Raw genomic sequence first — 12,027 nt, 5'->3', positions numbered from 1 at the left:
AAGTCAATCATGATTAGGGTCGTCCACTATGGTTTTTTTTTACTTGTTCACGCACCCTGTGGTGCAAATTGGTCATAATATTATCAAGGATACCCTCCTGACACCAATGCTTGTAGTGCCAGAATACAGTCGAATAGGGTGGGAAATCTTTAGGTAAGTCAGCCCAATTGCAACCATTCTTAAGTTGATAAAATACACCGTCAAGAATCTGCCGCTTTGTCCACAGAGGCGGTCTAGTTTTCTTTTTAGTCGGCAATAATGGCTCAATTATTTCCCACTATGCGTCAGTCAAATCGCTTGAATACCCCATTTTCAACCCTAAACTGCTTCAATGCACCTAATTTCTGTTGATTCTACTTGCTCGTCTAAAAGATATCAAATGGGTTCTATAGGCGTATTAGCTTACCTTATAAATTGTTAACATCTTTGTTCCCAGATATAACCAAGGTGCTACACTACATCCATGCTAGGGGTGCCTATATAACCAGGCTGAGATCACACCCTTAACACCTGAGTCTGGGTAATACCAGCGGAGGGAAGCTGTTTATTGAGGAATCACAATATGCGGACTGAATGGGTTGCTAAACGACGTGGGCAAAGTAATGTATCTCAAATGCACTACGCCCGCCAAGGTGTTATCACCGAAGAAATGCACTACGTCGCCCAACGGGAAAATCTCCCGGCGGATCTCATTCGTGAGGAAGTAGCGCGGGGACGAATGATTATCCCCGCTAATATTAATCACACGAATCTAGAGCCGATGGCTATTGGCATCGCCTCTAGATGTAAGGTAAATGCTAATATCGGCGCTTCCCCCAACTCTTCTAATCTTCAGGAAGAAGTTGATAAGCTGAATCTGTCTGTGAAGTACGGCGCTGATACCGTGATGGATTTGTCCACAGGTGGCGGTAACTTAGATGAAATTCGCACCGCAATCATCAAGGCTTCACCTGTTCCCATTGGTACAGTGCCAGTTTACCAAGCTTTAGAAAGCGTCCACGGCACAATTGAGAATCTGACTGCTGATGATTTCCTCCATATCATTGAAAAGCACGCCCAGCAAGGAGTAGACTATCAAACTATCCACGCAGGGATTTTGCTTGAGCATTTGCCTTTGGTGAGAAATCGGCTCACTGGTATTGTCTCTCGCGGCGGCGGGATTTTGGCGCGGTGGATGCTACATCACCACAAACAAAACCCGCTTTATACCCACTTCCAAGATATTATTGAGATTTTCAAAAGGTACGATGTCTCCTTCAGTTTGGGAGATTCCCTGCGTCCCGGCTGCACCCATGATGCCTCAGATGAAGCACAATTAGCTGAATTGAAAACTCTGGGACAGCTTACTCGCAAAGCCTGGGAAGATGATATACAGGTGATGGTGGAAGGGCCTGGACACGTGCCAATGGATCAAATTGAGTTCAACGTCCGCAAGCAAATGGAAGAGTGTTCGGAAGCACCTTTCTATGTGTTGGGGCCATTGGTGACAGACATTGCTCCCGGTTATGACCATATCACTTCAGCTATTGGAGCGGCGATGGCTGGATGGTATGGTACTGCAATGCTGTGCTATGTAACACCTAAAGAACATTTGGGTTTACCAGATGCCGAAGATGTCAGAAATGGGTTGATTGCCTATAAAATAGCGGCTCATGCGGCTGATATTGCTAGACATCGCCCTGGTGCAAGGGATAGAGATGATGAACTTTCTAAGGCGCGTTACAACTTCGATTGGAACCGTCAGTTTGAATTATCACTCGATCCAGAAAGAGCTAAGGAATATCACGATGAAACTTTACCAGCAGATATCTATAAAACTGCTGAGTTTTGTTCGATGTGTGGGCCTAAGTTCTGTCCAATGCAAACTAAGGTTGATGCTGATGCGCTGACAGAATTAGAGAAATTCTTGGCGAAAGAGGCTGTGACTCAAAGATAATACCATTTTGGATTTTAGATTTTAGATTTTGGATTAAGAATCGCTTTTTATTTGCGGGTTCAATTAATCCATCTGTCTTAATCATTTTTCAAATTGGTATAACAGATTGTCATATCGATTTTAGTTTTGTAGGGTGCGTTACGGACATTCGTCCTAACGCACTTAAAATTTGAGGTGTGGGTTAAGCTACGCAATGATTTACTTGTAAATTGATTTTTTGGAATTCATTGCTGCTAAATGTCAATTGAGCAATTTTGAGATTTATTCGGATTTTGCTGTAATGGCTTGATAGCGCAAGTTCACATCCACTTCTTCAGGCATTAAAATCCAAGCCCCTGGTATTTTGTCAGCAGTTAAATAAGTACCGATACATAAAGATTTACCATTAGGAAAGTTCAGTCTAAAACCACACATACTATAAAAACCATAATATTCATTATCGCGGGAAATCACTTCAATATCAGAAATAGGCTGAACCAGTAAAGATGCAAGTGAGTCTTGGCCTTCCATCCTCGGAAAAATTAAATATTTATAAGTAATTGCCTTGATGTTTTGATTAATTGGTTGACTTGGATCGCTAGCATCGAAAAGTAGAATATTTGCCATACCTTCATCTACATCAATATACAGTCGAGTACCACTATAAGTCTCCAAAAGTATAGAACCTAATTCTGTTCGCAATTCATCTTGAGGTTCTAAAGATGTTAAACGAGTTAGAAATTTTATCCGATCATTTATTATTCGATGTATAAGTTTTAGGTTAAAATCAAGATATTTATTTGATGGAATCATATATTTTCCCTAACAAAATCATTAATTTTTGAGTAAACTGCTAAAATCTTAAATGAGCTTATCGATCCGACGGAGATAATTGTCTTTTATTGTGTTTACACTTAGCTGGTGAAATGCTTATCATATATGCATTTTCGCAGTTTTTTAAGCCTTTTCTTATCTCTTTGTGAGAAATCTGGGCTATGAGCAGTGCTACGTCTCTACATTCATTTTTCACTCTTATGTCTAATACGCTGGGTTTAAAATCCCATTTCAATGGTAAAGCTACGAATTTTTCCTGTATCTCCTTCAGCTTTATCTGCAACTTCTAAAGTCCAGGTTCCTTGGGGACTTTTACCTTTAAAGGCAGCAAGTTTTGGGGTATTTACTTCGTCATAAGTTGTTTTAATATTATCTGTAGCTCCGCCTTGGCGATCGTGCAGATTTATGGGAAGTATGCCTGCTTGCACCGGGGGAAGAAGAGTAACTATAAGATCCCCAATATAAGTATGCTCGATATCTATATTAACTTTGATGGATTTTAGGAGGGTAGTATTAGCGATCGCCACCGATAATGTTGATGTTTGTAGATCGTTAATTGGGATATCTTGCACTGCTTGGAATCTGCTGATGGGTGATGTTTGCGGTGGCTTGGCTAATTCTACAGCTTTCAGAGCATTAATTCGACCGTAACCGTAGAACGGGCTACGACCATTGGCATCATATTTACCTCCCGTTGGATCGATGCGATCGCAGGAGCGTTTTATAATGTCTCGGACTTCATCCCAACGCAGATTTGGGTTTCTGGCAAGAATTAAGGCGGCTACACCTGCTGCACCTGGACAGGAACTAGAAGTTCCGCCAAATTCGTTCGTATAGTTGCCTGCGGCCTCACCCAGATTTCGATTACCGGAATTATAACCGAGTACACCAGAGCGATCGGTTGTCCAAATTCCAGTGGTTTGAGAACTGTCACCATTGTTGCTGGGGAAGGCGCACCAAACTGCCTGACCAAAATCACTATAAGCGCTTCTCGTACCGTAGTCGTTACAAGCTGCCACTGCAATCACCTTTTGGTAGCTGGCATAACCGTCGTTATCAACGCTTTCGTTACCATTGCCAGCTGCAAATAAAATTACACAGCCCTTGCCATTGCGTCCTTTATTGATTGCAAAGTCTATAGCCAGTCGTGTGGAATCAGGCAAAGGTACTTTTTGCTTGTGTGCGGGATCGTCTGGCTCAAACCAAGTACCGTCTGCTGGGCCCCAGCTGCAAGAAATAACATCAGCACCATTTTGAGCCGCCCAAACAAAAGCATCTGCTTCATCTTGCGACCCCAATGCTGAAGCTAAACGAATCGGCATGAGTTTTGCACCCGGTGCTACACCAGATGCTCCAAAGTTACCGTTTGCACAAGCGACTCCCGCACAAGATGTACCGTGATTATTATCGTTTCCCGGTCTGGGATTGTTCGTTTTACGTGTGACATCACGCGGGGCAACAATCTTGCCAGAGGAACGGAACTCTTCATGATCGAGATCCATACCATCGTCGATAATTGCAATAATTGTCCCAGTGCCATTGCTCAACTTCCAAGCGGCTTCAACGTTGGCATGGGCGTTAATTGTTTTACCATTAATTGTTGTTTGCTTTAAATGCCACTGCTGCGGGAAAACCTGACGTTGGCGTGACTCACGCGCTAGTTCGGGATGGCACAGTTCAACTGATTCCTCATTTAGAAGTCTCTCGGCGATGTCAAAGACGGCTATACCAGTATTTGTAGGCGCACTGACAAAGTAAGCATTTCGTGCATATTCAAGTTGGCGTTTAATTGTTAAGTTGTAACGTCTTAAAACCTCTTGGCAAACACCTGACTCTTCTTCGCTATCAAATTTAACAAAAAGGTTTTCAGTATAAACTACAGGTTGTTGGGATACTGGATCGATTAAGACGCGTCCGGCAAATTGGACTTCGGACTCATTGTTGAGAATTTCACGGGCGCGATCGCGCAAAGCAGCACCCTGATTTGGAACTTTCGCTTGCAAAATTTCTACACCGGCTTGCCGAAACCGTGTTTTTAACTCAAATTGATTGAGGATGCTACGAGCTGTAGGTGATACAGGTGCGACTTCAAAGGATCTTGCACCAACAATAGTGCTGCGGCTTTCGGTACGCACTACAACGTGTTCGTTACTGATAGCAAATTCATACTGTTGGCCGTTCTGTCCACCATAGCGAACTTGAACCATTGTTTAGTCTCCTAAATGTTTTGAAAATTGGGAAAACCGTATTATGCCTTACTTTTAAAGCTTGCTATACCCATCGTAGGCTTACATTTACTTGATGGATGCTTCTGATTTCATGTGTTATGTGTGTATTACGATACAGAATTTAATCTATCTAAGTTCATACAAACTTCGATTAATCTTTCCAGAAAAGAGGGGATTCAAAATCAAGTTGCTTTAAGAATCTTCACTATCTGTAGGGGCGTATAACTGTGCATCACGATGAGATATAGCGGTTCTCGAATGGAAGCAATACATTTTGACCTCTCTCCAAACCTCTCTCCTAAAAGGAGAGAGGCTTTGAATTTTACTCCTCTTCCCTTGTAGGGAAGGGGCTGGGGGTTAGGTCTGTATCGCACTCAACTGAGAAGCGTTATAAATGTATTTCGTACCACTGAAAACGCTATAACATCATTAGAACTTGAGAAAGATGTTTTATTTTCCGGCTGAGTATTTTTTACAGGCGTATTCTTTACCCCTGATTCCTGAAGTGAGATTTCAAAAAGACTATTTTTCTGAGTATCCTGAACAAATTCGCGTTAGTGGCGATGTAAGCCTACGCACTGCTGTATCTTACACTCGTAAACCTGGGTACTATGCAGTACATTACAATCAACCCAGCACTGTGGCAACAGAAGCAATTTTACGACTTAACGACGGTGCGATGTCTACGACGGGCTACGCCTACGCAGTTTTTTCAGGCGAACCCAATCAATCAGAACAGGGAATATTAAGTCCGGTTTATACACTAGAATCCAATGCTTCCTTAGCAGTACCAAGTGGACTGGTTTTTATCCGCTTTGCAGAAGGCGTTGATGTGGAGTCGCAGCGCGAGGTAATTAATCGAGCAGGTTATGAAGTAGCAGAAAGCCTTTATTATGCGCCTCATAGCGCTTGGTTACGTGCCAAATCAGGTAATATTGTTGATGCGATCGCTGGAATTTCTCAGTTAGAAGCGATCGCTAATGTTGAGAATGTTGAACCTCAAATGTTTATGGAAAGGGGTTTGAGATAAATTACAAATTAGACCTGTGGTAAAAGTAACTGGAGCGATCGTCAATTCGTTAACTAAATAAACTTTTTTGGTTGAATGACTAGATTTATCCATGACCAATTTGCAAAAGATTATTTGGAAGAATTATTAAAACCTTATGGAGAAGTGCAAGGTTCTAGCCGTGTGGCGGGAGAAGTTCGAGAAATCGATGTTTTATTTTCTTTATACCGCAAATTAGCAGCCAAGCTCCTCCAGAGGAGATTAACAACAACGGTGTTAACCAATCACCCCAACGCACATATAAAGTCTTTGTCTGTCGCCGATAAATTGTTTCAGCATGAGTTTCGTAGGTATTATATCCAGACATCCACAAGGTTCTGCCATGAGGATCTATAAAGGCTGAATATCCCGTATTAGTTGCCCGTGCTGACCAGCGATCGCTTTCAATAGCCCGCATGATATCCTGTGCATGATGCTGGAATGGCATGGATGCAGTGTAATGGGCATCGTTAGAAGAACTGACAATAAATTGTCCACCCGCTGCCGCTTGACGGCGAAATTGTTCGGGAAAAGCAGATTCATAGCATATACTAGCGATCGCCCGACCAAAAGGAGTGTCAAATAGCTGATTTGCTGAACCAGCAACTTGGTGTGCATCCAAAGGCGACAAGCGCTGAACTAGTTTTCCTAAAATTCCTTCTAAGGGAATATATTCTCCTAATGGTACTAGTTTGGACTTATCGTAGCGGCTGACAATTTCACCTTTACTGTTGAAAGTAAACAAGCTAATTGTATAACTATCTCCCCGTTCGCCAAAAGCCCCAATCCAAGCAACTACGCCTTTTTCCTTCACGGCTGCGACTAAGGCCGTTTCCAGCAAGTTACGCTGGAAAATAGGTAAGGCTCCTTCTGGGGTGAGGACTGCATCTACACCTTGGTCTGCTAAAGTTAGATATCCATTGGTATAGTTTTCTTGGGCGCGACGAAACCCTTCGGAACTTCGTAAAAGTCGGTTCGGGATATTACCTTGAACAATCCCCACTTTTAAGGCTGCTTCTGGGGGTTGAGCAATGGGACGGCTATATAAGATAAAACCAATAAGGTGTAGGGTAATTAATAGTCCTGTGGCGATAACCCAGTATTTATTAACAAACCGCCAAGGCGCGGAGGACACAGAGAAAATCTTGGCGTCCTTAGCGTCTTGGCGGTTCATCCATCCTTCAGCAATTAACCCGTTCACAGCAACGATCGCTGCTGTCACAGTATTAGGCCCAGAGAGTTGCCCTAGATGTACAATTACGAGATTATGCGGACTTTGGGTGTAAGCAAGGGAACTCCACCACAAAGGCCCAGCACTCCACAGACTTTCTAAGCCGCACCAGACGGCTGTACCAATCAGTACACGTAGCCACGGTTTTTGCCCGCTCAGGCGAACCATTACAGCCGCCCAAATAGTAACAAATATTCCTCCTAATACAGTGATAAATCCCCAGCAAAAAAGGGTGATTGCCAAACTTGGCAACCACGGAACGCCCAACCAAGTCATCGGATGAATTCCGGTAATCCACCAGAGGGCGACACCGTGAAAACCGATACCCCAAAAGAGAGCAGGGGGAGATGAGGGAGCAGGGGGGGATTGGTTTTTGGGTTTGCCAGAAGTGATAACTAACACCCATAAGGGGACTAGAGCAATCCAAGCCAGAAACCATGCACCTACAGGGGCAACGGTTAGCCCCATTAAAATGCCGCTAGCTAAGGCAATTAACCAAGGAAGCAAAGAGATAAATTTCTCCCCCTGCTTCCCCTGCAACGCCAGCTCTCCCTGCTTCTTACTCTGCTTCTTCTGCATCGGCAGCATCAGGTGGAATTATTGCTACTCCGGTAATAGCGTCATCTTCATCTAAACGCTGTACTCTGACTCCAGTCGCCGATCGCGATTGGATAGAAATTGCATTCACCGCTTGACGGATGATAATACCGCGATTTGTCACCATCATGATTTCATCATCATCGTTGTTGACAATGCGTAGGGTTGCTAGCTTGTCTTTGGTTTTGCGGTTTTTGAACTTGGTTGCCATTAAACCCTGACCAGCACGATTTTGCAGCCGGAATTGGGCAACTGGGACGCGCTTACCATATCCACCCATTGTAATTACCAACACCCAAGGGCCAACTATGCCACTGCTAGGCACTTCTACTGACTCTTCATTAATTTCGGTAATTTCGATATCTTCTGTTTCGATTGTTTCGATTGTTTCGATATCTTCAATTTCGGCTTCTGTAACATCCAAACTTTCAAGAATTGCTGCGGGGAGAATATCCATACCCACGAGTTCATCTTTATTTTTGAGTTTCATGGCTTTCACCCCACGAGTTGCCCTACTTAAAGGACGCAGTTGTTCGTGGTTGCATCGGAAGTGAATCGCCATCCCGTTACGAGAACCAATGATTACACTATCCTCGACTCTAGCGCGTCTCACCCAGCGGAGTTGGTCGCCTTCTTCTAAGGAAATGGCAATCAAACCATTGGCGCGAATGTGACTAAAGGCTGCCAATTCGGTTTTTTTGATATTGCCACCTTTGGTGAGCATAACCAGATATTCTTCGCTGCTAAACTCGTCAACCGGTACAATCGAGGTGATTTTTTCCTCTTTGGGAATCGGTAACATCTGGACGATTGGTGTGCCGCGACTGGTACGCGAACTCGCTGGAATTTGATAAGCTCTCAGGCAATAAACAACACCACGCTCGCTAAAGAATAAAATACTGTCGTGATCGCAACAAGTTAAGAAATGCTCAATGGTATCATCATCTTTCACCTTGGCTGCGGCTTTGCCTCTGGTAGCACGGCTTTGGGCTTCAAAGGTGTTAACTGGCATCCGTTTGATGTACCCTTGCTCTGTCACCAGAATTATCGCTTTTTCATTGGCAATGAGGTCGCGATCGTCTAATTCCCCTTCCCCTGGTAAAATCACCGTGCGGCGGGGTGTGGCGAAGCTAGTTTTCAGTTGTGTGACTTCGGTTTCAATGATTTCTAGCACTCTCTCTCGACGTGCCAAAATATCTTGTAAATCGGTAATTTTCGCTTGTAATTCTTCGTGTTCCAAACGAATTTTGTCTGCTTCTAAGGCAGTCAACCGCCGCAATTGCATTTGCAAAATTGCATCTGCTTGCACTTCTGAGAGTCCATAAGTTGTGATTAATTCGCCTTTAGCTGTGGGTGCATCGGGAGCATGACGAATTAAGACAATAATTGGATCTAAATGAGATAGGGCTATTAATAACCCTTGCAGGAGATGGTCGCGTTCCTCGGCTTTCCGCAGTTCGTAGCGGGTGCGTCTGGCAATGGATTCGATGCGGAAATCCAAAAAGACGGTTAAGAACTGCTTGAGGGTGAGTACCTGGGGTTCGCTATTCACCAACGCCAGCATATTTGCGCCGAAGTTAGCTTGCAGTGGCGTTTGCTTGTAGAGGTTGTTCAGAACGACACGGGGATAAGCATCACGCTTGAGTTCGATGACAACTCGCATCCCGTCGCGATCGCTTTCATCCCGGATATCTGCAATGCCCTCTAGACGCTTCTCGTTGACCATTTCGGCGATTTTTTCAATCAGCGCCGCTTTGTTGGTTTGATAGGGCAATTCGGTGATGATAATTGCTTCTCTATCTGGTCGCCCCCGTTGTTCAACGGTTTCAATGTTGGCGACACCACGCATGGTAATGGAACCACGTCCGGTAGTGTAAGCTTCACGAATGGCTGATGTCCCCAATATTTGCGCCCCAGTCGGAAAGTCTGGGCCGTGGACATACTGCATTAATTCGATGTCGGTGATTTCGGGATTGTGGATGACAGCCACCAAAGCATCGATCAATTCGCCCAAGTTGTGGGGCGGAATGTTGGTGGCCATGCCCACGGCAATCCCAGAGGAACCGTTGAGCAATAACTGCGGAATCCGTGCTGGTAAAACTGTGGGTTCTTGCTGGGAACCGTCGAAGTTATCAGCGAAATCTACGGTTTCATACTCGATGTCGTGCAGTAGACCAGCACTAGTTAAAGCTTGCAAGCGGCATTCTGTGTACCGCATCGCGGCTGGCGGATCGTTGTCTACCGAACCAAAGTTACCATGTCCGTTAACTAGGGGCGATCGCATGGAAAAATCCTGCGCCATCCGCACCAAGGCATCATATACTGCCGTGTCACCGTGGGGGTGATATTTACCTAATACTTCACCCACTACACGGGCGCATTTCTTAAAGGGGCGATCGTGGAGCAGACCTAGCTCGTGCATTGCGTAGAGAATGCGACGATGCACAGGTTTTAGACCATCCCTGGCATCTGGCAGCGCCCGACCCACTATCACGCTCATGGCGTATTCCAGATAAGACTGCGACATTTCGTTTCGCAAGTCTGTCGGGATAATCCTCTCCTGTGAGGTTGTCATAACCTAAAAATCTCCAAAAATCGTAGATTTTAGCTTTTTTACTCAACAAAGCGCAAAATTATTCTAAATTGCTCTTGAATAATTGCTATAATTTGATACAATTCTATCATATATTGCTTTTTTATGCTTGGGCAGCTAACTCAAGCGTTTTAGTATAGTAGATGCTCCTTGCTTTGATCTAAGTTGTAGTTTGATCGCTTCTAATGGTAGCTTAGGTGAAGCGACCGCAGAACCAAACAATTTAGTTATATTAGTTAGTTTTGCTAATTTTCACCCAACCTGCGGATCAGTATTTAGTCCGGTTTAATCCAGCCTTTGATAATTGCTTTAGCAATGTTGATATAGGAATTATCAAAAAACTCTTCAATTGCAGTTTCACTAAGTCCCTGTAATGCACCAATAGCGCGACGCTTCAAGCTAGGAGTAGTCTCATCATTTACATAAGCAATCTTCTCACTTTCATTAGCAGTAGGATTATTTTGCTCGAATTGTTTTATAAGCTGTTGTATTTCAGTAGATACATCAGCAAGAGTTTGTTTTTGCTCAGATGTGTAGATGTTTTGGTTTGCTTGTTGCCGTGCATTATCTTCCATTTTGTTAGCAAAATTGCTAATATTTGGTTTATGTAAATTATTGTTATATGTGTCTGACATAATTTTCTCCACATTGATAGGTCTTGTTGCTTGCTGCTTAATAATTTCTAATATTTCCATACTTTGCTGACGGTAAAAATTAATATCATCATCTTTAGCTTGCAGGTCTCTCCGATATTTATCTTCCAAAAACTTAACATTAGTTTCATAAAATTCTTTGAAACCAGTTTCAACAGCACCTTTAATTGCGCCAGTGTTAATGAGTGATTCAATATTCACATCTAATCGGATAATTAATGTGTTACTTTTACGTTCAATTCCTTGAATACCAATGTTGTGTTCAGGATATTGCTGACGTAATTCGTTAAATGATTTAAAAAATGCTTTCCAATCAATACCATCTGTAAAAGTTAAATCAATAGTTTTTAATGCTTTTTCAATAACTTTGATGCGTTCTGTAAACTCCTTAGGTGCAAAAATACTATTTATGTCTATTGGACGACGCTGGTCAAACTTATTCAGTTTATAATTAAACTGGTAATAAATATAATCACATTTTACATTATTTAGATTAGTAGAAGAATCAATATTCCAACTTTCTATACACGCTCCAGTAAAATTAGCATAGCCAAAATCTGCACCAATTGCTTCCAAGTAACTCAAATTTGCATTTCTTAAATCTGCATTTTTTAAATCAGCATACCTAAAGTCAACTCCTTTTAAGTCTGCTCCATATAAATTTACTTTATTCATATCTATATTTATTAAGTTTAGCTTTCCTTTGGAAGAATTTAGCATTAATTCCAAGCCAGAAAATAAAGTTAACATAAGAATGATAAACAAAGACAAACGAATTATTGTATATAATACCAATTCTCCCCAAGATAGATTGACTTTAAATAATAGATTGTTTTCAAAAAAGTATATTAAATGCTCTGTCAGATTAGTATGTAAACCTCGTCTACGTTGAAACCCGTAGTTTTTCCTCATCTTCTTCAAGATGATT

Annotated in this window: 8 protein-coding genes and 1 riboswitch; of the genes, 2 read left to right on the top strand and 6 right to left on the bottom strand. The window is 42.7% G+C overall.

Annotated features, from left to right (window positions below):
- Window positions 1–13: 13 nt before the first annotated feature.
- Window positions 14–268: a transposase gene (locus RM049_RS39410; protein WP_416212666.1), complete on the bottom strand. Its 255-nt coding sequence runs from the start codon at window positions 266–268 to the stop codon at window positions 14–16.
- Between the two features lie 190 nt (window positions 269–458).
- A riboswitch (TPP riboswitch) is annotated at window positions 459–555 on the top strand.
- A gap of 7 nt (window positions 556–562) precedes the next feature.
- Here RM049_RS39410 and thiC point away from each other — a divergent pair.
- A complete protein-coding gene (gene thiC, locus RM049_RS26670) occupies window positions 563–1,936 on the top strand; it encodes a phosphomethylpyrimidine synthase ThiC (protein WP_322706305.1) in 1,374 nt (457 codons plus the stop codon).
- Window positions 1,937–2,197: 261 nt separating this feature from the next.
- Here thiC and RM049_RS26665 read toward each other — a convergent pair whose 3' ends face one another.
- Window positions 2,198–2,728: a hypothetical protein gene (locus tag RM049_RS26665; protein WP_322706304.1), complete on the bottom strand. Its 531-nt coding sequence runs from the start codon at window positions 2,726–2,728 to the stop codon at window positions 2,198–2,200.
- A gap of 239 nt (window positions 2,729–2,967) precedes the next feature.
- A complete protein-coding gene (locus tag RM049_RS26660) occupies window positions 2,968–4,956 on the bottom strand; it encodes a S8 family serine peptidase (RefSeq protein ID WP_322706303.1) in 1,989 nt (662 codons plus the stop codon).
- 466 nt (window positions 4,957–5,422) lie between these two features.
- Here RM049_RS26660 and RM049_RS26655 point away from each other — a divergent pair, with 466 nt between their 5' ends.
- The gene (locus RM049_RS26655) at window positions 5,423–6,007 is read left to right on the top strand and encodes a hypothetical protein (RefSeq protein ID WP_322706302.1); all 585 of its coding nucleotides are present in this window, start codon (window positions 5,423–5,425) and stop codon (window positions 6,005–6,007) included.
- Between the two features lie 154 nt (window positions 6,008–6,161).
- On the opposite strand, the gene lnt is transcribed toward RM049_RS26655, so the two are convergent.
- The 3 genes from lnt to RM049_RS26640 all read right to left on the bottom strand — a co-directional run.
- Window positions 6,162–7,835, bottom strand: coding sequence for an apolipoprotein N-acyltransferase (lnt, locus tag RM049_RS26650; RefSeq protein WP_322706301.1), 1,674 nt, complete (start codon window positions 7,833–7,835; stop codon window positions 6,162–6,164).
- On the bottom strand, window positions 7,816–10,428 hold the full coding sequence (gyrA, locus tag RM049_RS26645) for a DNA topoisomerase (ATP-hydrolyzing) subunit A (RefSeq protein WP_322706300.1): 2,613 nt from the start codon (window positions 10,426–10,428) through the stop codon (window positions 7,816–7,818). Before gyrA ends, lnt begins: the two co-directional genes overlap by 20 nt.
- A 293-nt stretch (window positions 10,429–10,721) precedes the next feature.
- The coding region (locus RM049_RS26640) for a pentapeptide repeat-containing protein (protein WP_322706299.1) at window positions 10,722–12,027 on the bottom strand (1,306 nt) is incomplete at its 5' end.

The sequence above is a fragment of the Nostoc sp. DedQUE04 genome, from assembly GCF_034530995.1.
Lineage (GTDB): Bacteria > Cyanobacteriota > Cyanobacteriia > Cyanobacteriales > Nostocaceae > Nostoc.
Note: the sequence above shows the minus strand (reverse complement) of the source record. Positions and strands in the feature narration are given on the sequence as shown.

Excerpts from the sequence above, each read along its gene's own strand:
- RM049_RS26665 (WP_322706304.1), bottom strand. The coding sequence starts at position 2,728 with ATGATTCCATCAAATAAATATCTTGATTTTAACCTAAAACTTATACAT.
- RM049_RS26655 (WP_322706302.1), top strand. The coding sequence starts at position 5,423 with ATGTTTTATTTTCCGGCTGAGTATTTTTTACAGGCGTATTCTTTACCC.
- thiC (WP_322706305.1), top strand. The coding sequence starts at position 563 with ATGCGGACTGAATGGGTTGCTAAACGACGTGGGCAAAGTAATGTATCT.
- RM049_RS26660 (WP_322706303.1), bottom strand. The coding sequence starts at position 4,956 with ATGGTTCAAGTTCGCTATGGTGGACAGAACGGCCAACAGTATGAATTT.
- lnt (WP_322706301.1), bottom strand. The coding sequence starts at position 7,835 with ATGCAGAAGAAGCAGAGTAAGAAGCAGGGAGAGCTGGCGTTGCAGGGG.
- gyrA (WP_322706300.1), bottom strand. The coding sequence starts at position 10,428 with ATGACAACCTCACAGGAGAGGATTATCCCGACAGACTTGCGAAACGAA.